The sequence below is a fragment of the Flavobacterium sp. UM26 genome (assembly GCF_057922445.1).
Map to the genome: position 1 here is coordinate 1 of NZ_JBVHCY010000012.1, position 23,020 is coordinate 23,020.

Annotated in this window: 18 protein-coding genes; 4 read left to right on the forward strand and 14 right to left on the reverse strand. The window is 38.5% G+C overall.

Translation table 11 applies throughout. From position 1 onward, the window contains the following. Window positions 1–272: 272 nt before the first annotated feature. The 3 genes from ACZ1AQ_RS13410 to ACZ1AQ_RS13420 are packed head-to-tail and all read right to left on the reverse strand — an operon-like array spanning window position 273 to window position 3,973. A complete protein-coding gene (locus tag ACZ1AQ_RS13410; protein ID WP_489633381.1) occupies window positions 273–2,219 on the reverse strand; it encodes a S9 family peptidase in 1,947 nt (648 codons plus the stop codon). 6 nt (window positions 2,220–2,225) lie between these two features. Further along, window positions 2,226–3,167 carry a DMT family transporter gene (locus ACZ1AQ_RS13415; RefSeq protein ID WP_489633382.1) on the reverse strand — a complete coding sequence of 314 codons (942 nt, stop codon included), beginning with the start codon at window positions 3,165–3,167 and terminating at the stop codon, window positions 2,226–2,228. Window positions 3,168–3,172: 5 nt separating this feature from the next. Continuing rightward, window positions 3,173–3,973, reverse strand: coding sequence for an SDR family oxidoreductase (locus ACZ1AQ_RS13420; RefSeq protein ID WP_489633383.1), 801 nt, complete (start codon window positions 3,971–3,973; stop codon window positions 3,173–3,175). Between the two features lie 534 nt (window positions 3,974–4,507). Here ACZ1AQ_RS13420 and ACZ1AQ_RS13425 point away from each other — a divergent pair. Together ACZ1AQ_RS13425 and ACZ1AQ_RS13430 are read left to right on the forward strand one after the other, a co-directional pair. After that, window positions 4,508–6,754, forward strand: a complete 2,247-nt coding sequence (locus tag ACZ1AQ_RS13425) for an amidohydrolase family protein (RefSeq protein WP_489633384.1) — start codon at window positions 4,508–4,510, stop codon at window positions 6,752–6,754. Window positions 6,755–6,931: 177 nt separating this feature from the next. Continuing rightward, window positions 6,932–7,348 carry a DUF2541 family protein gene (locus tag ACZ1AQ_RS13430; RefSeq protein ID WP_489633385.1) on the forward strand — a complete coding sequence of 139 codons (417 nt, stop codon included), beginning with the start codon at window positions 6,932–6,934 and terminating at the stop codon, window positions 7,346–7,348. Window positions 7,349–7,473: 125 nt separating this feature from the next. On the opposite strand, the gene ACZ1AQ_RS13435 is transcribed toward ACZ1AQ_RS13430, so the two are convergent. The 11 genes from ACZ1AQ_RS13435 to ACZ1AQ_RS13485 all read right to left on the reverse strand — a co-directional run bounded on the left by ACZ1AQ_RS13435 (window position 7,474) and on the right by ACZ1AQ_RS13485 (window position 21,914). Beyond that, complete coding sequence (locus ACZ1AQ_RS13435) at window positions 7,474–8,685, reverse strand: T9SS type B sorting domain-containing protein (protein WP_489633386.1); 1,212 nt, start codon at window positions 8,683–8,685, stop codon at window positions 7,474–7,476. Window positions 8,686–8,695: 10 nt separating this feature from the next. Then, the gene (locus tag ACZ1AQ_RS13440) at window positions 8,696–10,549 is read right to left on the reverse strand and encodes a hypothetical protein (RefSeq protein ID WP_489633387.1); all 1,854 of its coding nucleotides are present in this window, start codon (window positions 10,547–10,549) and stop codon (window positions 8,696–8,698) included. 24 nt (window positions 10,550–10,573) lie between these two features. Beyond that, complete coding sequence (locus tag ACZ1AQ_RS13445) at window positions 10,574–11,122, reverse strand: hypothetical protein (RefSeq protein ID WP_489633388.1); 549 nt, start codon at window positions 11,120–11,122, stop codon at window positions 10,574–10,576. A 19-nt stretch (window positions 11,123–11,141) separates the two neighbouring features. After that, the gene (locus ACZ1AQ_RS13450) at window positions 11,142–11,498 is read right to left on the reverse strand and encodes an META domain-containing protein (protein WP_489633389.1); all 357 of its coding nucleotides are present in this window, start codon (window positions 11,496–11,498) and stop codon (window positions 11,142–11,144) included. 114 nt (window positions 11,499–11,612) lie between these two features. After that, window positions 11,613–13,343 carry an amidohydrolase gene (locus ACZ1AQ_RS13455; protein ID WP_489633390.1) on the reverse strand — a complete coding sequence of 577 codons (1,731 nt, stop codon included), beginning with the start codon at window positions 13,341–13,343 and terminating at the stop codon, window positions 11,613–11,615. A 1-nt stretch (window position 13,344) separates the two neighbouring features. Continuing rightward, window positions 13,345–13,707: a hypothetical protein gene (locus ACZ1AQ_RS13460; protein WP_489633391.1), complete on the reverse strand. Its 363-nt coding sequence runs from the start codon at window positions 13,705–13,707 to the stop codon at window positions 13,345–13,347. Window positions 13,708–13,719: 12 nt separating this feature from the next. Next, on the reverse strand, window positions 13,720–15,585 hold the full coding sequence (locus tag ACZ1AQ_RS13465; RefSeq protein WP_489633392.1) for an amidohydrolase: 1,866 nt from the start codon (window positions 15,583–15,585) through the stop codon (window positions 13,720–13,722). Window positions 15,586–15,869: 284 nt separating this feature from the next. After that, window positions 15,870–18,251, reverse strand: coding sequence for a M28 family peptidase (locus tag ACZ1AQ_RS13470; protein ID WP_489633393.1), 2,382 nt, complete (start codon window positions 18,249–18,251; stop codon window positions 15,870–15,872). A gap of 19 nt (window positions 18,252–18,270) precedes the next feature. Then, window positions 18,271–18,618: a hypothetical protein gene (locus tag ACZ1AQ_RS13475; RefSeq protein WP_438061272.1), complete on the reverse strand. Its 348-nt coding sequence runs from the start codon at window positions 18,616–18,618 to the stop codon at window positions 18,271–18,273. Window positions 18,619–19,098: 480 nt separating this feature from the next. Beyond that, window positions 19,099–20,637, reverse strand: a complete 1,539-nt coding sequence (locus tag ACZ1AQ_RS13480) for a GNAT family N-acetyltransferase (RefSeq protein WP_489633394.1) — start codon at window positions 20,635–20,637, stop codon at window positions 19,099–19,101. A 98-nt stretch (window positions 20,638–20,735) separates the two neighbouring features. Further along, the gene (locus tag ACZ1AQ_RS13485; protein ID WP_489633395.1) at window positions 20,736–21,914 is read right to left on the reverse strand and encodes a hypothetical protein; all 1,179 of its coding nucleotides are present in this window, start codon (window positions 21,912–21,914) and stop codon (window positions 20,736–20,738) included. 209 nt (window positions 21,915–22,123) lie between these two features. Here ACZ1AQ_RS13485 and ACZ1AQ_RS13490 point away from each other — a divergent pair, with 209 nt between their 5' ends. Next, window positions 22,124–22,456: a single-stranded DNA-binding protein gene (locus ACZ1AQ_RS13490; RefSeq protein ID WP_489633396.1), complete on the forward strand. Its 333-nt coding sequence runs from the start codon at window positions 22,124–22,126 to the stop codon at window positions 22,454–22,456. Window positions 22,457–22,467: 11 nt separating this feature from the next. Next, the gene (locus tag ACZ1AQ_RS13495; RefSeq protein ID WP_489633397.1) at window positions 22,468–22,923 is read left to right on the forward strand and encodes an HRDC domain-containing protein; all 456 of its coding nucleotides are present in this window, start codon (window positions 22,468–22,470) and stop codon (window positions 22,921–22,923) included. Window positions 22,924–23,020: the final 97 nt, after the last annotated feature.

Consider the following 23,020-nt stretch of genomic DNA (forward strand, 5'->3'; position numbering starts at 1 on the left):
GTCCTAATCGGGGCATAAGTAGCTAACTTTGATGGAAGATAAGGTTCACTTTGTCAGTTTGGTTGTTGATTAAAAGTACTCTAAATTTATTTAGCAAATCTAAAGGATGGCAGTGGCATCCTTGCTTGCCAGGGTTCGGCAAGCAAGATATAGCGGACAGCGGGACGACTCGTGTGGTGGGCAGGTCACGGGTGCTCCTTATCACGAAACTGCTTGTTAGAATTACCCTCTTCAAACAAAAAACCCACTCGCTAGGAATGGGTTTTGTGGGATTATTTTAAAAGATACTCTTGCATAAATCGGATAACGGCCAGTCGTTGATAATCGACATTGGCTTTTTTCTTGAAGCCGTGACCTTCGTCTTTGGCCTCGAGGTACCAAACCGTATTGCCTTGTGCTTTGAGTTTGTCGCGCATTTGAAGGGCTTCGGTCACGGGAACGCGAGGGTCGTTGGTGCCTTGAATGATGAATAACGGTTTTTTGATTTTATCTGTATTGTTTAAAGGCGCCATTTTATCAAAAAAAGCGGCCATTTCTGGGATGCGTTCATCGCCATATTCTACTCTTCGCAAGTCGCGACGGTATTCCTCGGTGTTTTTTAGGAAGGTATTAAAGTTGGAAATCCCTACAATATCTACCGAGCATCGGATTTTGTCGGCATAGTGAAAGGCCGTAGCCAAGGTCATATAACCGCCATAACTTCCGCCCATAATCATAATGCGGTCTTTGTCGAGTTCGGGTTGTTGGGCAATCCAATCCAATAGCGCGCCGATGTCTTTTACAGAATCTTCACGTAACATCCCGTTGTCTTTGGCCAAATAGGTTTTACCAAAACCCGCAGAGCCTCGCACGTTCGGGAAAATCATCGCTACGCCCATTTCGTTGGTGTAAAAATTGCTTGCACCCAGGAAAGACGCTTGCGATTGTGCCTCTGGTCCACCGTGAATCTGAATCAGAACGGGTCTTTTTCCTGTGAATTTTGAAGCGGCAGGATAATAAAATCCTGAAATACCCAAGCCATCAAAACTTTTCCATTCGATAAATTTTGGCAATGCCATATCAGATGCTTGCATTTCGCCCAATTCGCTTGCCGTCCATTGTTCGATTTTGCCATTTTTTAGCGAAAGGCGGTACACATCCGAAGCGGTTTGTGCTGTCGATTGCGTAAAAAACAAACTTTGGTTGTCCTTGGTAAATTCTGCTCCGCCAATCAATCCCGTTGGAATATTTTTGACTTCGCTATAGGATTGGTCTTTGGTATTCATCAAATACATTTTGTTGCGACCCGCTTCGTTGGTGATGAACACCAGTTGTTTTTTGTCTTCCGAAAAAGAAAAACTTTCTACATTCCAATTGATTTTAGAGGTTAGATAGTTCACTTTTTTGGTCTTCACATCCAAAATAGCCAAACGCTCAAACTCATTGTCTTTATCAGTCAAAAACCAAATTTCGTTGGTCGAATTTCCAAATTTGGCACTGGTTTGAATCACGCCTTTGGTTGCTCTATCGGTTACTTCGGATAATTTGCCAGAAGCGATATCCAAAGACCAAATATGAGATTCGTTAGCCGAAATGTATTCGCCAATCAACAGTTGTGAATTGTCTTTTGAAAGGTCCAAAATACCCCATCCGCCGCCTTTTACTTGCAGCACCATTTTGACTGCCGAAGGATTTTTGGGGTCCATATAATAAATATCGCGGTCTCCGCCGTTGCGTTTGGTCGAGGAGAAATAAAACCCTTTCCCATCGGCTCTCCAAGTAATTCCTCCGTTTTGTGAACGGCCGCCATCAGTCAGTAAAGTCGATTGCAGCGTTTTAAGGTCTAATTGGTACAATTGCCCAAACTCATTACCGCCCACGTCTTTGGAATAAATCAGATATTCGCCTTTGGTAGGCTCGTAGCTCACGCCACTAACAGGTTCGTCGAAAAAAGTGATTTGCGTTCTCGCGCCCAAAGGTTGCACCACACGATGCAATTGTGCTGTAGAACCAAAACGCGTCGTAATGATAATATCGTTTTTTACGGGATGAATTTCTGCCAAAGAAGCACCACGAGCCTCAGAGTATTTTTTTACCTGAACGGCTAAGTCTTTGGGAATGGCAGCAATGTTCTCGGTAATCAAATTTTCGTTTGGTAAAATACCCGTGTTTTTTTGCTGCGCTTGCACTAAAGTCAAGCCGAGCAACGTCGGGATTAAAATAAATGCATTGAACTTCATATTATTTTAGTTTTTGATTAGTATTCGCTTTCGTTGGCGTTGCATCGCAAAATTAATGATGTACAAGCCCGTTAATGTGACCGTTCCGCCAATAATGATGGCAGCGGTGAGGATTTCGTCAAACAAAAAAGCGCCCAAAAGCACCGCCACAATCGGATTGATATAGGCATAAACGCTACTCAATTCGGTAGGTAAATGTTGCAAGGCATAAATGAAAGCAATAAATGTCAACACCGAACCAACGCCTACCAAATAGGCAATCGCCCACCAAGAAGCGGCAGGAATTTGTGTCAGCGGAATATTTGTGCCTGTAGCTCCAGTGAAAGCAAAAAGGCATATACTTGAAATCAACATTTGTAATCCTAAACTAAAATAAGGATTAAAACTCGCGGCTTTTTTCTTGGTGTACAAGGTACCAAAAGCCCAAGTTATTGTAGCTGCTATGGAAAGGACAATCCCAAACTGAAAATCGGGTCGGATAAAATCGGCCAAATGTTCATAGAAAATAACGCATACCCCAGCAAAAGCAATCAGAATTCCAAAAACCGCCAAGCGAGTGATACGCTCCCCTTTGAAAAAACTGATTATTGCAATCCAAATAGGCACCATAGCACCGATAATGGCCCCTAGCCCACTCGGAATGAATTTCACGCCCCACGTACTTAGCCCATTGCTCAGCGCAAAATTAAGCATACTCAAAATCAAGATGGATTTCCATTGTTTGCCTTTGGGCCAAGTTGTTTTCTTAACTAAAAAGAAACCCACATACAAAGCACCGCCCAAAAACTGACGGATGGCAGCCAACTGAAGTGCAGGCATATGTTTTACGCCTTCTTTAGACGCCAACCAAGTCGTGCCCCAAGCAATACTTACCCAAGCCAAGGCCAACATAGGTAGCCCCAACGTAGTAAAGGGAGCCGTAACGGTATTTTTAATTTTTGTTCTCAAGATAACTAAGGAGTTTCTACAAAAGTATACTTTAAAATCGTTTGTAGTTTATCACTACTAATCCTTTTTCCGGTTCCCGAAGAAGTTGGGTCAAAAGTGGGCGCTATCAATTGCCATTCAAGCGCTTTCTTAGTATAATACTCTTCTCTGGTAGGATGATAAGGCGAGACAGCGTTGAAGGTTTCGTTCCAACACTTCAACTCTAAAATTTTTTGAATGATGCCGATGCAATCCGTTTGGTGAATGAAATTAATAGGCGCCTTGGCATTGGGTAGATTTTCTTTGCCTGCCAAAAATCGAACAGGATTACGGTCAGTTCCTACGAGTCCGCCAAAACGAAGGATAGTGGTTTTAAAATGAGGATTGCTTTGCAAAAGTTGCTCTGCGATTACCAATTGGCGACCGCCTTCGCTATCGGGATTCAAAGGCGTAGTTTCGGTGACCACATCATTATCTTCTCCGTAGACTGAGGTAGAACTTACAAATAATACTTTTTGAACATCTGATTGTTCGATAAACGGAATCAAGGTTTGCATTTTACCCACAAAATCCTCGCTGTTGTTGCTTCTTAATTTGGGCGGAATATCAATAATCAAAATTTCGCTTCCTTTTAGAAATGTAGTGATATCGCCATCAATTGCATTGGGTTGCAATTCCATCAAATACGGAAGAATCCCTAGCTTTTCTAATTGAGTTAGTTTTGAAGAAGATGTCGTCGAACCTTTCACCGAAAAACCGTTTTTTATCAAGGCTTCCGCCAAAGGCAAACCTAGCCAACCGCAACCAAGAATACTAATTTGTGTCATTGTTACCCCTCTTTTTAGGATAACAAAGTTGAGCGAAATTTAATTCATAAACAAATAACCTGCTCTTGAAAAATCTCCCCCAATTTTTAAAACATAGAAATAACTGCTTTAAATAAAATATAAAATTAAACTTACAATATAAACCAAGCATTTTTTCAAAACGACCTGCAATTATTATTATAACCAATTTATTTTTAGCTATTTGCACAAAAAATAATTATATTTGATAGTAGGTCTTTTAAAAATATAAACCCCATTTTGCTATTTTTCTTTCAACAGAATTATGTAGAAGGTACCATAAATGACACTTAATTTTTACAGGTTTAGATAATCCAGTGGTTTTCCTTTGGAGCAAATGCCCAATACATTATACCTATGGTAAAGGATAATCAAAATGCTTTGTTTTTAGGAATAAGAAGCAGTATACACTTATAAAACAATTAGAATGATTTTATAATTACTATTACAATCCATATAAATAATTTAATGAAATACCCTTATTAGCTATTTGTAGTACCATAAATCCGATCAATTATGAAAAACAATCTTAAGTACTTTTTAACGATTCTTGCCTTATCATTCTTTGCTTGTAAGCAAGAAAACACAAACAGTGACAGTGAAAATAAAAGGTATAGTATCTTTTACAACGGAGACATTATTACTATGGCTGGAAAACAACCAGAATATGCTGAAGCCGTTGTAGAAAGTGAAGGCAAAATTGTATTTGTTGGAAATTTTAAAGAGGCTCAAAATCGATTTGGTAAAGAAACCACCCTTGTTGATTTAAAAGGAAAAACGTTACTTCCTGGCTTCATTGATGGACACGGCCATATGTACAATACTGGATTATTAGGAATGGCAGCCAATGTATTGCCTGCTCCGGATGGACCGGGTACTGATTTCGATAACTTAGTAAAAGCTATAAAAGAGTGGACAACAACAGAAGATGGAAAATTTTTGAGCAACAAAATGGGTTGGATTATGGCCAATGGCTATGATGACTCCCAGCTCAAAGAAAAAACTCACCCTACTAGAGAAGTTCTTGATCGAATTTCAACGACTATGCCGGTGGTAGTAATTCATCAATCTGGTCACTTAGCCTGCGTCAACTCCAAAGCTTTGGAAATAATGGGCTACAATAAGGACACAAAAGCTATAGAGGGTGGTCTAATTCGTCGTGATCAAAATGGCAACCCAAATGGAGTGCTGGAAGAAGCAGCATTTTTTAATGGCTTGCTTCCTGTAGTTGCAAAAAAGACAGACGAAGAATTGCAATTAATGTGTGTACAAAAAGGGCAAGAATCTTATGCCAAATATGGTTACACCACCGCTCAAGAAGGCAGAAGTACAGTAGACGCAACAGGAGCCCTTGCAACAGCGTCTAAAAAAAATAAACTTTTTATTGATGTAGTGTCCTATCCTGACATCATTTGGAACAAAGCTGCTGTAACCCCCGAATTTTATAAACCAGAGAGAAGCTATACGAATCATTATCGAATCGGCGGAGTAAAACTCACCCTAGATGGTTCCCCACAAGGAAAAACGGCTTGGTTGACTAAGTGTTACCACGTTAATCCTGATGGCCAGAAAGGATGTTACAAAGGCTACCCGATTATGCCCGATGAAAAAGTTATAGAATATGTAACCACCGCTTTTAAAAACAAATGGCAAATTATGGCTCATACCAACGGAGATGCCGCCATAGATCAATTCATCAAAGCAATTGATGCTGCCATAAAAACCAACGGTTATGATGATCACCGAAGCGTAATGATACATGGTCAGACCCTCCGAAAAGATCAAATACCTGATTTAGTTCGCCTGAAAATACTACCTTCATTGTTTCCTATGCATACTTTTTATTGGGGAGATTGGCACAGAGAGTCGGTTTTGGGTCCAGAACGTGCCGCTTACATTTCTCCTACTCGTGATGTTGTAGATGCAGGATTAACCATTACCTCACATCATGATGCACCCGTTACTTTTCCCAATTCGCTTCGAGTATTAGACGCCACTGTTAATCGAGTGACTCGCAGTGGATTTATTCTTGGTCCTAATCAACGCTTAACGCCTTACGAAGGGTTAAAAACATTAACTGAATGGGCTGCAATCCAGCATTTTGAAGAAAAAAACAAAGGCACTTTAGGAGTTGGAAAACTAGCTGATTTTGTAATCCTCGATCAAAATCCTCTCAAAATAGAGCCGCTTCAAATTAACACCATACAAGTAATTGAAACGATTAAGGAAGGTAAAAGTGTTTACAAAAACACTGCAACTCCACCTCAACAAATTACTGGAGGTTGGGAAGAAATTCCTGTTGATAAAATGGTAACTGAAGCAGCCGTTTTTGCGGTTGGAAAAATTAATGCCACTGCCAAACTCCAACGAGTGATTCTTGCAAAAAGACAAATTGTAAAAGGTTTAAATATGGACCTAACCTTTGCATTGGAAAATGGTTCAATTTGGCAAGCCATTGTTTATCGTGACTTACAAGGAAATTATAGTCTTAAACAACCTCCTGAAAAAAAACAAAAATCATTAGCGGGAGGATGGAATGAAACTGAAATAGATCAAACCTCATTCGATGCGGTAAATTTTATGCTGAGCCGAATGAATACGAATGCTAAACTAGATAAAATTTTGAGTGTCAAAAAACAAGTAGTCAATGGTATAAACTATGACCTCACCTTCAGATTAAAAAACAATAGTGTTTGGAGAGGAACAATTTATCGTGATTTAAAAGGTAATTTTTCAATACTAAAAAAGGCTACTCAGCAATAGAAAGTAGTAAAACACAACTTTCAAACCATCATTAACAACACTATAATTCATAAAAAATAAATCCTTTATGTTCTTGATAACAAGTTTATCATTGACAATTCATTACAAATGATTAGCCGTTGGTTTTATAATCAAGAACATAAAGCATTCTTACAATACATTTAAAAATAAAATCTTATGAACATCAAACATTTTTCCTTCGCAATCGTGCTGTTTTATTTAGTTTTATCCAACAATGTGTTATTTGCCCAATCTAGCCAATGGATAAAAATTGCTGAAAAAACAGTAAACTACAAAGCAGACAAAGATGAAGTGACCCCAACCGGTCAAGAAAAAAAGGTAGATAAAATTAGACTCCGTTGTACCCAAGGAACTGTCAAGATAAAAAAGATTACCATCATTATGGTAGATGGTTCACAAAAAGATTATAAAGCACATGGTACTGGAGTACTTACCAAAGGCAGTGTCTCATTTGATTGGAAAGTCCCTAATAGTGATGTAAACATCCGTAAAGTCATACTTGAATATGATGCCGTAGGAAATATCTTGATGACAAAACGAGGTAAAATTGTAGTTGAAGGTAGACTGAAATGAGAATAAAACATAAGAAAATTACTTTGTTTGAATCTGATTTTGATCTATAAAAGAGGGCTTTTTAAATTCAAATTGGTTGTATCGTATGGTGAAGCTTTTTTCTATTGGGCATAGCAATCAATAGCTTAATTGATAAACAAATAACCTGACTTTGAAAAGCCTTCCCCAATTTTTAAAATATAAAAGTAAGTCCCATTAGGCAACTTGGTGATTTTGGAATCTTCTAAATTACAATTTGAAATTCCAGAAAAAACATTTGATGTGCTGCCATAATTTTGTGTAGCATAGACTTTTCTACCCCAACGGTTGTATATCTCAACCGAATTAGAAAGTCCACATTCTATCAAACCATCAATTCTAAAAAAATCATTAAAACCATCTTCATTTGGCGAAACATAATTATAGATGGCCAATTTATTGCAAGGAGAAATTATGCCAGTATCATCGGTTCGACCGATGGTAAAAATGCTAAAACCAGACACCTCATAAGGCGTAGTTATGGTTAATTTATCCTTATCGACTATACCTCCTTCATCCACCCATTTTTGTGAAGGAACATCCCAACGAACAATTCGTAAGGCTTCGAGTGGTGCTCTAACAATGGCATCTGTAGAGGTAGCATTTTCAAAACTTAAGGTTAGTACCATAGGCACCGCCCCACCAACATTTGAAACTTCCCAATATTCTGTAGTACTAATTTCTTTGATAATCCCTGCACGATTGCTGTGTGGATAAAGATTATTGGAGTTAGCCTCAAAAAACTCACCACTATACATTTGATTCGTTGCTTTTAAGCTACTTATTTTCGCCGAACGATACTGTGAATTTCTTCCTATCGGATACTCAAAATCAGTGGTGCCGTTTTTAAAAGTCTTGCCTTCAATAAAACTGGTATTACTGGCATTATTGGCTAAGGCATTTTCCTCAAAAACGGGAATGCCTATAGTGGGCTGCGCCGTAATAATTCCGTCAATAAAATCTACTTTTTTAAAAAAATTAACTATAGTACTCAACTCAAAACCTTGGGGATTATCGAAAACGGTATGAAACAATCGTATCGCACTTTGACCCGAAATTTGTTGTACATTTTTTCCATTGAAATAGGTTGTTCCTTGTGAGTTGGAGGAGAAAGAAAAATCCCCTTCATTACGTAAATCGCTAGACAAATATAAACTACCATCATTCAAGAATTTTCCAGTGGCAGCATTAGTAAAAGATTCATTACTAAAAACAATAGTATTGGGTAAAATAGTCAGCTGATCATTATTGATCAATTGAGCAAATAGTGGTAATTGCCATAAAATAAGCAGCTCTAAAGTAAATAGATTTTTTTTCATTTGGATTCCATTATAATTTAATCCAACCCGCATCACCCAAAGTGCCATCGCCATTAAGATCATTTACATATACTTCTACTCTTCCTAAATCAGTATTGTAGCGCATTTGTCCAAAAGCTGGTGTTGCAGGTCTTTCTCCCGTAGTACCTGATGGCAGTTGAATCGCTCCCGTTGCTGGCATAATTTTCAAAATTCCTGTACTGCTAAGGGTAACCAATTTATTGGAAGGATCTCCTTCGCTCTTTGTAGCATCTGCAAGTTCCCGAATTCTAACTTTACCCACACCAATATCCAATCTCTCACTGGGTTTGTGTAGGGTGTTGGGATCCAAACCAATGCCCACTTTACCGTTCTTTAAAATGGTTAAGGCGTTTCTTCTTTGCAAAGATCCTGCACCAGTACCATTTCCCACTTGCAATAACGGATCGTTATCATCAACAGCAGCTACATTACCCGTAGTACCATTAATCCCAAGATCTCCTGCTCCCTGAGTAATTGCATTATAGTACCCCAATACCGTTTCTGAATAGGAAGTAGAAAGATTGTTGTTTCCTTGTACAAAGGCATTGTTTCCATTGGCTTTATTGGATTCTCCTAGTACAAAGGCATTTAAATCATATGCAATATTGCTTTTTCCAAAAGCTACACTGGATTGCGCTTGTGCTTCATTGCCTTCTCCTGCTGTGAAAGCATTAATCCCTGTAGCTGATGTTCCAAAACCAAAAGCAGCGCTTCGAGATCCACTAGCAGTGACACCTTGTCCAAAGCCAACAGAATTTGTACCAATTGTACCAGAATTAATATTTCCTCCTCTAACAGCTCCCTCAATATCGAGAGCGACATTGTCAGTTATCGAAGTTTTATTAATCCCAACTCTTCCAGCTTGATAAATATTTTCAGTATTAGTAGAAGCTACTGCATTGCTAGTATTTACTCGCCAAGGTTCTTGTTGCAAAACCGACAAATCAAGCGTAGGATTATTATTGTTCTCATTCGTATAGGTCAGAATCTTGGTGCTACTGTCAAATGCTAAAGTGGTGTTGGTTTCTGTAGCCCCAGTGGCATTAATTACATAGGGATCTGAGACTATACCAGTTCCAGTAATCGTAACATTGGTACCTGCAGTGGTTACCCCTCCCTGACCAGCAGGACCTTGGATTCCTTGAGGACCTTGCGGACCAATAGCACCGTCTGCTCCAGCAATTCCTGGTATACCTTGGGGGCCTTGGGGACCAACAGCACCATCAATGCCATTTGTTCCAGCGGGACCTTGAGGGCCTGTGGCTCCAGTATCGCCTTTTGGACCTTGGGAACCAACTGCGCCATCTATTCCATTTGCTCCAGCAGGTCCTTGAGGGCCTGTGGCACCAGTATCGCCTTTTGGACCTTGGGGACCAACTGCGCCGTCAATACCATTTGCTCCAGCGGGACCTTGAGGACCGGTGGCTCCAGTATCGCCTTTCGGACCTTGGGGACCAGCGGCTAAATTTATAGTAACTGGATTATTCAATTCATTAATATAGGTAAAAGTCCCATTCCCATTGTCTACCATAGTAGTAATGGTTTCTGCTTTTTGTTCTCCTAAATTAATCCATCGATTTAAAAACCAATAATAAAATCCGGGTTGCAACTCCACACTAGAAGTAGTATTAAAAATCAACAACCCATTCACATTTCCCTTTTCTATAGTGGTTTGATCAGTCGCATTTTTAAGCCCTATTCTAGGTATTAATACACCTGCCTTTGATGATGTAACATCAAGTATACTAGAAGAATTAGGAGCAGTAGTGCCTATACCCACTTGAGCTTGGATAGTTCCAAAAAATAAAAAAAAGACAACTACATTTATAACTTTACTATTCATATCAACTGATTTAATCATTAAAAATCAATGTTTCGTATTCCAAATTTTACTGATCGTCAAACTCAAACCCCAAGAATTATAATAATTCCATTTGTTATCCCAAACAAATGCGCCTCCTACTTCCCAATTTCCTGGAATATGCCAACCATATTCCACTCCTAAACGGGTCAATGTTAAGGTTTTTTGATGGGCAATCTCTGCTCCTACACCTCCAATAAAAGACCAATGTTTGCCAGGTTTGTAAATACCAACAGGTACTACTGCCCAAGGATAACTACGCTCGAGCAACTCACTCCCTCCGTGTTCAATTTTAAACGACTCCAAAATGATATCGTTTTGTATTCCGACTGCCCAAGTATTGGACAACCAATAATCATAGTTCAACGTAAAGGAAGGTACAGCCAACCATTCGGTTTTACCATCAATTTTGCCTTCAGACAGATGCGTGTGACCAATACCAAAGGTTAGACGATGACTGCCTTGGCTACTATGTGCCCCATGATGTCCCTCCTCTTGACTGTGGGATATGAGAGCGCTTAATAATAGTACTAAACAAAGGGGTAGTTTTTTCATAAGATTGAAATGAAGATTATTAAATTCTTTCTAATCGCATAACTGCGATATCTCCCACAATAAGATTCAAGGTTTTACCTTGATTGGTAACTGAATAGGAATTCACTTTTTTTAAGGTCTCTAAAAACAAAGTTTCCCCCGTCATATCCAAACACATTTTTCTGGTTAGCGCCATAGCTTCGTCAATTTTGATCGAATTTCCTTCCATACTGCATTTACCATTGAAATTATTACATCCCGAGTTGCCCGCTACTGATTTTTTAGCGGAATCGAAAGTTATGGTTGGTTTTCCCTTTGGAAAAAGTTCATTTAGTTGTTTGGGTGTGTTCATGATGTAATTTACTTCCCAAAGACCATCAATTAAATTGGCTTTCATGCTGCTATTTTCTTTTATAGATGCACTTTTTTTAGTTGAATTGCACGAGGATATAATAATTGCTAGTAGGACTATTAAATATTTTACTCTCATATTTTAAGTTTTGTGTGAGTTTTATTTTCTTTTATAAACTGAATTTCCCTCTTTGATGGTTTCTAACACTTTGATATCCTTCAACTTCAGTGGATCAATCTTCAATGGATTTTGGTCTAGAATTACCAAATCCGCTAATTTACCTTCTTTAAGCGAACCCTTACGATCTTCTTCAAAGAATTGATAGGCTCCCCAAATCGTTAAAGATTTTAGTGCTTCGTAAGGTGTAAGTCGTTCTGCCTGACCCATTACAGAGCCGCTTCGGCTTAAACGATTTACGGTAGTATACATAATCATCATCAGATTCGGTAAGGCAACTGGAGCGTCGGTGTGACTTGTCACCCTAACACCTTTATTAAGAGCTGATTTAATTGGACTAATTTGATTGGCCTTCTCAGGTCCAATAATCTTTTTATACCAGTCTCCCCAATAAAAAGTATGCATCGGGAAAAAGGATCCAATAATTTTATATTTCTTGAGACTATCTATTTGATTCATTCGAATTAATTGGCCATGAATCAACGCTGTTCTTCGCTCTTTTGAGCCTAACTTTCTTTCTACTTTATCAAGCGCTCTGCACAGTTGGTCCAACGAAGCATCGGCATTACAGTGAATAGATAATTGCCAATTATTGGAGTAAGCCTCGTTCACCACTCGCTCTACTTCTTTGTCGTCAGGAAGTGCAGGATATCCTTTGTAGGTTTTAGGCTGTCCATCTGGTGGTAAAATGTAAGGAATCGTTCTCCAAGCGGTTCTTCCTTGTGGCGAGCCATCCAATGTTAGTTTAACTCCTTTAATTCTGTAATGATTTTTATAGTCTTTAGAATTCCATTCGGTAGCCATAAGTTCTTTTGCTACGGTATAATCTACATCAGAATTAACATCAAGTTTGAGCTTGCCTTTGTTAGCATAATCTACAAACGTTTTGTGATTACCGACCATAGCCCTCCCTTCATTGGCAGTAGTATAGCCATAGCTAAGCGCCAATTCTTGCCCTTTATCCATATAGAAATCACCTAACTCTGGGGTTGCGGGTGTTAATATTTTAAGCATATTGGGTATGGATGCCAATTCTTCTAAAACGCCATTGGGTTCTTTAGTACCTGCAACTCTGCGAATTAAACCTCCACTAGGATCTTTTGTATCCTTGGTAATGCCTACTTTTTCTAAACCTTTAGAATTCATCACAGAAAAATGTCCAGAAATATGCACTGCAATGACAGGAATGTCCTTAGAAACCTTATCTAAATCTTCTTTAGTAGGAAAACGATTTTCTTTTAGCGCTGCGTCATCAAAACCCATTCCTACAATCCAACCATTGGTTTTGTCGACACCATTGGCAGCATACCATTCCTTTAGCGTTGCTATTAATGTAGGGATGTCATCACACTTCCCATCTGGATTGGCCAATAAATTGGCCGTTACAGCTTGAGAACCAAAACTCGCAAAATGCGCATGTGCATCAACCATACCCGGTATTAGCGTTTTGCCTTGTAAATCAATCATAGTATGACCTTCGCCAGCAACTTTCATAGCTTCGTCTTCATTGCCTACAAAGGCAATTTTCCCGTCTTTGACTACTATTGCTTCCACATACTGAGGTTGGTCACCTTCCATGGTGATAATGTCTCCATTGTAATATACGGTCGCTGTGGAAGAAGATCTACCACCGTTTCCATTCAGAACACTATCCTTTTTTTTGCATGCCGTTAGTATCAAAACTACAAGGCAAAGAGTCATAATTTTTTTCATATCAATTCGTTTTTGTTACTTTCATTACTATACCAGTCATACCAGCTATCATTCCTATTCCATTTAAAACTATTCCTCCCCAACGCCACCCTTCCGATGGCCATAAGCTAAGCTCTTTCGTAAAGGCTCCATATACCGCAATTCCAGCCATAACAACAGCAACTGCACTAAGCAAAACGTAAGGCCATTTGAGGTTGTTTTTCAAAAAATACCAAAATAGAAAGGCTAAGACTGCACAAAGTCCTGCTCCTAAAGCACTTGCTGTAGGCCCTATAGGTTGTTGACCAGTTGAAATCAAATACAAACCGTAAGAATTCCAGGCTATGCATCCGATGGCCCATAAAATTTGAAAAAATAAAACCATAAGTACTAAAATTTAATGATCCGCATCTTCATGAGCAGCTAGTATTTTTACTACGTGATTTAATGCGGCTTGTGCTAATCCGTCGACATCTTTAGAATAGTTCATTCCCAGAATATCTTTAGTGTTTTTTAAGCTAACAGGTTGTTTTTTGCCTTCTACTACTGTTCCCCATACTTTTATATCTCTAATTTTCATTGCCTCACAACTGATAGGATTATCATATAGAATAGTAAAGTTGGCCAACTTTCCACTGCTAATCGACCCCATTTGATCTTCAACTTTTAAAGAATAAGCCGCATCGATAGTAACTGCTTTTAGAGCACCCTCTCTAGAAACCTTTTGTTCTGGTGCAACCACTCTTCCTCCTGTTGTTAGCCTATTTACACCGCACCACATCAAATACAAAGGATCAGCTGGCGCCATAGGCATATCACTGTGAAAAGAATAGGAGACCCCTGCTCGCTCTACATCTCCCATACGTACCATACTCTCAGCTCTTTGGGGACCCAATCCATTTTTGCTGTAATTATCTGCCAGAGCCACTGGATAGTATGGATTTCCACTTACTACACAACCAAGTTTTGCTAAACGGTCTACTTGATCTTTTGCACTAACGGCAAAATGGACAATTACTGTGCGGTGATCTGTTCTAGGATTGGCTTTTAGGTTTTTCTCTAAAGTATTCAATACACGATCCAAACCGGCATCGCCATTCACATGAATATGAATTTGATAACCCGCATTCCAAAATATTTTAAAAGCTCGCTCAAAAACAGGCAAATCGGTCATCCACTCCCCGTGATGTTTGTCTAAATAAGGTTCTCTAACTTGCATCAATTGAGAATAAATTGCCCCATCCGAAAATAATTTCACTTGATTTTTTGCCAAAGAAGTTTTACCAGTATACCAACTTTCTAATTTTTTGGCTTCTTCAATAACCTGTGCATCATCTTTATATTTATCGCACAAGGTCTTTCCATCCGCCATAAAACTCCATCTAAAAGGCATATCGTTAGACGACATTACACTATTGACACCATCTTGCAAAGGCTTTACTAAGATTCCGCCTGGTTCATTACCAAACGTAATCCCTTTGGAATGCATATAATCTCTAGTGATATACAACCCTTTTTCCAGCTTTTCAGGAGTTGCTAATACGGTAGCTATTTTGGGGGCTACGGCAAACATACCTTGTTCCCAAAAACGCCCTTCGGCTAAGACGGATTGCTTTTGTGGGGTTTCACCCCAAGTCTTAATAAAATCAGCCGTAACATTATATTTTTGAAGGGCAACGGAATTGAGGACAATTTCATGGCAAGAACGTAGCCAAGCTATAATTGGGCGGGTGGTACTGATTTTATCCAAGTCCGTTTTAACCAATTTACCATAAAAATTAGGATGATATCCCCAAGTAACCAAAGGTTCCTCTGGATCCGACATTTTTTTCTCAGCTGCCGCTAGTCGCGTCATAAAATCATTTTTGTCTTTAACCGCCTTGGCTGTACCTTCTGGCAATTCCCAATCTTCAATTGAAAGCACTTCAGAAGCCATAGTCAAAGCTGCTAAAACAGGATGATCGTGTTGTGCAATAAAACCAGGTACAATGACCTTATCGTTAAACGTTTTATCCAAACGCGCTTTTCTATCCCCCAGAATTTTACTTACTTCATCCTTAGTACCTACTGCTATAATCTTTCCGTTTTGAACAGCTACTGCCTCAGCCTTGGGCTTGCTTTTATCCATTGTAAGGATTTCTTTGGCAGTGTAAATGACAATGGGAGTATCAGTTGTCATTGTTCCACTCATGTCTTGTAAGGTCTGGGATGTTACAATAGAACAAAACAAACCCATAGCGAATAGGATGATTTTTTTAGTCATGATGCTTTTAAATTAAATTAATAAATGTGATATCTTTCCTTTCTACAACTCTATGTTTAGAGTAGTATTAATTGTATCGCGAACAAAAAGTATGAGAATAAAAAATGCTGTTATTTTAGCAAAATCTTACTTGAAAACCAGTATAAAACATTGAAAACAAATGCAATACAATAAAATTAACATTTTTTTTAAACTTATAATACTTTATGTAAAATAATTTCAAAAAAAACACCCTACTCCAAATAAGTTGGAATAGGGTGTTTTTGAAAAATTTATAAAATGATTTATTTTTTTGGCAGTACCAAACTATCTTTTGCCACAACCAATGAATCCGTTACAGGAACGACTAACTCTTTTGGAATAATCTGTTGTCCTTTTCTAATTTTTTTGCGAATGACCACAGCATCGTTGAGTACAAAAGGCGTAGGCATCATCCAATTGTCTCTCGGCTTAATGTTGAACAATGGATTTTGCAATAAATCAAAAGAAGATTCCAGTAATTCCATATCGATTACTGCTGAAGCATTGATACTAAAATCGAGTACCAATGGTGCATTGTTAACCACGTAATAGCTCAATAGTTTCTTCCCTTTTCGTTCTAAGGTCGAACTGGTATCCCCTAAATTTCTAGCACCATTGGCTCTAAAATTATAAAAAGTCATCGCCTCATCGGCAAAAATATCATAGCGATTGACTTTTCGATTCGGGATAATTTTGATTTGAATGTGTCGCAAATTGCCAGCTAGACTGTCTTTTGTGAATACAATCAAAGGTTTCTTTATACCTACAACAGCTGTAGTTGCGGCATTAGTAAAACCAGAATTGTATTTGCTAAACAACGGCATATCGTTAAGCGATTTCGCACTTTTAGGATTAGCACCCAAATAGGTTTGGGTCCAATCGTCTAGATTTACATCATACGTCACCCAAAACGCTTGGTTCGTATCTGCATTGTACAAGTACAACAAACTATTGGATTTTGCTTTTCCAATTTCGTAATCAGAATTAAAATGACCTTTGGCAAAAAACAACAAGGACAACACAAACAATCCCAAAGCCCATTTCCCCTTATGTAAAAAAGCACCAAAAACAGGCAACAACAATCCAAAAGTGAGTACGGTTAGGATAGCACTACCAAATAAGATTTTTAATCCTAAACCAACTGGGAACATTTGTATGAATGGCGCCAAAAGCAAAACTGCAGGAATCCCACAGATTAAATTAATTACCCAATTTGATTTTTGTGTCAAAACAAAAGCCCCAAAAGCAATCAAACCAAAATAGACTGGGATGATCAAAAATCCAGCACCCGCGAGTGAATTAGCAATAAATCCATTAATGACCATCCAAACTAGCAATACCATTACATAATGGTTCATCGTCACTTTTTTGGCGGAGAACCAATGGTACATCAAGAAACAAATCGACAAACTCAACAGTACAAAAGCCGCTATATAATCGTGGCCATTATAGGTAAATCCGTTGAGTAAATCGTTGTACTGCGGATACGCCCAAAGCAATCCTTTCCATCCAAAATACGTCAATCCGCCCGCGATACCCAAGGCACCCAAAAGCGGAATCAGTCCTTTGAACAGTTCTCTGAAAGTAAAAATGCGTTTGGCTTTGCCAATGAACAAGAAAAACACAAAAAATACCCCCGCAATAATCGTCATCGGCAATACCCAAGAAAACGGATAACTGATAAACGCAAACGGAATCGTAAAATACACCTCATCTTCGGTAGCTTGCACGGCATCCAAATTGGCATTCGAAAAATACGTCAACAAAGGCATTAAGTAACGACCTTGGTGTGCCAAAGTATTTTTGGACAAATGCTGAGCATCATCCTGCTGGGTGTGGTAATTATAATGGTCGTCGATAAACGCAAAATTCAATCCCTGAATGTTACCTTTTTCTCTAAAAACGGTTAAGTCCGTATCGTTAGGTAACATTTTGTAAATACTGTACATCAACGAATTTGAAACAGGATAGGTCACGCTTGCATTTGAAAATTCGTTCACCAAACCTGCATTCCCCTTGTTGGTTTCCATCAACATATAACTCGGTCCCGAAGAGCCACGCGCTTCAAAATTGAGTGCCAATCCTACTTCTTTAGCCCAAGGATGTTGCGTCACGAACAAAGCAGCTCCGTTTAAGCCCAATTCTTCGGCATCCGAAAAAACAATAATGATGTCGTTTTTATGCTGTTTTTTGGATTGCAAAAAAGCACGAACGCCTTCAATAATTGTCGCTACTCCAGAAGCATCATCACTGGCTCCGTGCGAAAAAGAATGCGGCGCACTATCGTAATGCGAAAGCAACAACAACGCTTTTTTTGAATTCGTTCCCTTAATGCGTCCAATAATATTTTTAGACTGTACCAGATTTCCCCAATCGCTCATCGTGTAGCCTTCTTGCACTTGAGTAGCAATACCCATCGTTTTCAATTCTTGCACCAACATTTGTGCGACCACATCGTGATTGGCAGAACCTACATAATGCGGTTCCTTCGTCAACTTTTCCACCATTTTGAAAGCTCGTTTGGTCGAAAAACTGGCTAGATTTTGATCTTCATATTCAATGGTTTGCGGCATTTGCAAAAAGTAACCTGCTGCCAAAACGAGCAACAGCACAAAAACCGAAAGTAAAGAGGCGTATTTTTTCATAATATTGGGGATGTGGTATTTAAATATCTTTTTTGACTAGCATATAATAGTCATTCTCTAAAATCATATAACCTTGGTCGTACAAAAAATAGTAGGTATTTCCTGTTTTGGTATTCAAAATCGAAGTAAAAAATTCAAAGTCAAAACCCTTGCTCATCAACTTGGCTCGAGTCGTTTTCGTTTTACCTTCTACATTCAATTCTGACAAAATTCGGTAATTTTTGCGCAACTTATTGTTAATATTCCGCATATAATTCGTACTATCCTTATTTATTTTATTGTTGTAGGCATTTCGGCAGCTATCGCTACAAAATTTCTTGTCCTCGCGACCTACAATTTTTTCACCACATTCTAGGCAGGTTTTCATACGCTATTTATTTTATCAATTGACACTTTTTTATTCGAAGCCCAGCAAAAGGCATTATTGGTTATCATTGGTTCCTGCTGTCCTCCCTATCTTTTTTGCCCCGAGAAAAATCGGGCCAAAAAAGGATATTCCCTCCCATCAGGGCTAGTTAGGGAACAGGGTTTTGTGTTTGTTTTGGTTTCTCTATTTATACCTACAAGGTTTGAAAAAAACCTTGCAGGAAATCCAGTGACAAAAACATGCTCCAGCACTACTCGACCTGCGAGGTTTTCAAAACCTTGTAGGTCTTAGAATACAAGCAAACTCCTCATCCCAAAAAATCCCCCTTGTTACTCTCTAACCCCGATAGGAGCGGCATCCTTTTTTTCTAGACCTGACAGGTTTCAAAAACCTGTCAGGTCTAGAAAAAAAGATATAGCGGATAGCGGGACGATGTTTCCTGATAAGCCTTTTGTGCCTGTTCCTAAATAGTCCCCTTCACTATTTCTCTCCGTTTTTTATCTTTTTTATTTCGTACAAATCGGTTCTTCGGTCTTTGAGGATGCGCACGCTTCCGTGTTCGTGCAGTTCTTTGAGCAAATCCAAATCGACGTCGACAATTAGTGTCATCTCGGTGTTGGGCGTGGCTTCGGCTTTGATGCCGTTGCTCGGAAACGCAAAATCCGAGGGCGTAAACACCGCCGATTGCGCATACTGAATATCCATATTGTTGACCTTGGGCAAATTGCCCACACATCCCGCGATGGCGACAAAACACTCGTTTTCGATGGCTCGAGCTTGGGAACAATGTTTGACTCTGGTGTAGGCGTTTTGCGTATCGGTCAGGAAGGGGACAAACAAGATATTCATTCCTTCATCGGCCATTAATCGGGAGAGTTCTGGGAATTCGACATCGTAGCAAATCATCACGCCTATTTTCCCGCAATCGGTATCAAAGGTTTTGATTTCGGAGCCGCCTTTCATTCCCCAATGTTGCACCTCGTTGGGCGTAACGTGAATTTTGGCATACATTTCTGAAGTCCCGTCACGCTTGCACAAAAAACCAACATTATACAAATTCCCGCCTTCTAAATACGGCATACTTCCGGTGATGATGTTGATGTTGTACGAAATGGCAAACTCCTGAAACCGCTTGCGAATTGGGTCTGAATATTTGGCCAATTCGCGAATGGCTTCGGCCTCGGTGAGGTGATTGTAATCGGCCATCAAAGGCGCGGTGAACAGTTCTGGAAACAACGCAAAATCGCAACCATAACCCGAGACCACATCGATAAAAAATTCGGATTGTTCAAACAAGGCGTCGAGATTGGCCAGCGAGCGCATTTGCCACTGAATAAGCCCTAACCGAATCACCGATTTTTCGGTATTGATGAGCTTGGGACTTTCGTCATAATAAATGTTATTCCACTCGAGCAAAACGGCGAATTCCTTCGAATCTTCGTCGCCTACTAAATAATTTTTGATGACGCGCAACACGTGAAAATCGTTGCTCAACTGAAACGACAATACGGGGTCGTGTAGTTGTTTGCTTTTGATTTTGTCGATGTATTTTTTGGGCGACATTTTATCGGCATACTGTCCATAATTGGGAATTCGTCCCGCAAAAACAATTGATTTGAGATTGAGTTGTTCGCACAATTCTTTACGAGCGTCATACAAACGGCGTCCCAAGCGCAGGCCGCGATAATTGGGATGAATAAACACATCGATGCCATACAAAATCTCCCCAAACGGATTGTGGGTCGAAAACGAATAATTGCCCACGATCTCCAAATAATTATGGCGTTTGTCGACCAATTTTTCGTCTACAATCAACGACAAGGCCGAACCCACCACTTTGCCATCGGCCAAAATCACCAACTGTCCCTCGGGAAAAATAGTCAATAAGCGCTCGATGTCCTCGGCACGCCAATAGGAATCGGCCATTTCGGGATAGGATTCCACCATAGAGTTCTTGAGTTGCTTATAATCCTCAAACGCCAAATTGCGCAATTCTACTTTTTTGATTTTCGTTTGCATAGGGTGTGGGGTTTTAAGGGGTTAGTGAATTGGTTTTTTATGACACGGAGTTTAATTTTGATTCGCTTCCACAACGATTGTCTTAGCCCAAAAATTTACTAATTTTTAATTGTATCTATTTTTAGGATACTTAATTTTTCAGATAGATTACTTAAATCAGATGGGAAAATTGAAATCAGTTTTAGATTAAGACTATCAACTAATAATAATTTTTCTTGTGTTTTTTTATCGTAAGCTTCTTCTCCTTTTAAACCAAAATATTCTATAAAATAATCATTAACTTTCCAATCTGCTCTTCTTCTTCCCAATACATTGTATATTGGATGACTAGGGTACATTGGTTCTTTTATGGATATAATATTATTTTCAAATAACCAATTATCAACAAATAATTCATCGAGAGAATTACATTCATTACCACTTTTAGATATACATCTAATACCTCTAGTAGATTTTAAATGGCCATTAGGTAAAACGTTTGATTCGACAAGAGCCTTAAACCAACTTCCGAATTTTTTCTTGAAAATTGAATCAGCCCCTAAAAATTCATTTCCACTAAGGCCAATTTGTAATATCATTTTACTGACTTCAATCCAGTTTTCTTTTTTTACCCTCGAACTAAAGTTATAATTAATTAGGTTAAAATCTGCATTTGGAATGAAGTTTAATAAGCTAACAAGTTGTCTAATTAATACTTTAATTTCTGTTTTATTTTGAGTTTTTTTAGTTGGACATTCAAAACATATTGTATCATTACCATTTGACCCATAATAGACCCAATCAGGAAGATTTATTGGTTTATAAGACTTATCACAAATAGCACATTTTCTAGGTTTGGATTTTTCTAACACTGATTCTACAATTTTCTTATAAATAATATCGTTTTTTAAACGAATAATAGAAATTTTTAGAAAATCATTTTTTATTCTATCAATTAACTTGTTTCTACTTTCTGTCTTTTTATAATATTTTTTGCAACTATTAAGCAAACGATTCGAATTTTCTTCATCATAAAAAAAAGGATGTATTCTAGTTCTAAATATTGCAGAAAGAAATTTTTCGAAAAAAACACCATGTTTATTTACTAAATCTTCAATTAATTCTAAATCGGACTTATTGTGAAACTGTTTAAAAATTTCTTCTCCGTATTTACTCTCCGACAGATCTATGTAATGTGTTTGAATTCCAACTTGATTTTTTTCAATTGTTGGTTTTAAATATTCAGGTATTTTAAAATCTATATTGTTATAATATTCTAATTCTAAATATTTCTTCATAATTCAAGCCATTTAGTAGAATACCAAATATACTCAAAAATTTCCATTTACAAACGGTTACAAACAATTACAACCGAAAGTAAATGGGATGCAACCGACTAATTATCAATCGGCACCGCATCTTTGCCCTGTCGAAATGAAACAACGACCTTGTTGCTCATCCAACACGAACATTTTAATTATATGCCTAACTTTTAAATTTACACGCCATGAATGCAATGAAAAACAGAGTACAATTAATCGGTCACGTAGGAAACGAACCAGAAATCAAAACCTTCGACGGAGGTAAAAAACTAGCCAACCTTACTATCGCCACCAACGACACTTATCGCAACGACAAAGGTAACAAAGTAGAACAAACCGAATGGCACAAAGTAACTGCCTGGGGGAAAACAGCCGACATCATCGAAAAATACGTGACCAAAGGCAAGGAAGTAGCCATCGAAGGCAAACTCACTCATCGCAGTTACGAAGACAAAAACGGGGAAAAACGCTACATCACCGAAGTGATAGTGAATGAAATCCTTTTGATTGGTAAATAAAATCCGAGGCTATGAATGTACAAGTATTTTCCGTTCGGGTAGATGCTCCACATTTGGCGCACGACCAGCAACAGCTTAATGATTTTATCGCCTCGGTAGAATTGGTACAATCTGATACCCATTTCATCGAATCCGATGCGAGCTATTGGTCGGTTTTGTTGCACTATAAAGAGAAAATCAATCTTGCGCCCCGTGAAAAAGAGTCGCTCACCGACTTAACCCAAGACCAAGTCGATAGGTTTCAACAATTGAAAAAATGGCGCAACGAAAAAGCCAAAACTAATGGTTTGAAACCATTTATGGTGTGTCACAACAGCCATCTGATTCAAATAGCGGTGCAACATCCCAAAACGAGTTCCGATTTTCAATGGATTAAAGGATTTGGAGAAAAACGAACACAACACTATGCGGATGAAATCATACAACTATTAGAAAACATTTATCTCAATCAGGAAGAATTAATTTAAAACATATAAGCCATTTGAGTTTTCTATAAGCAGCAGAATTCTTCAAAACCATAGAAGGCATTTAAGGACATAAAAGTTGAGTAAAAAGCTTGAATGT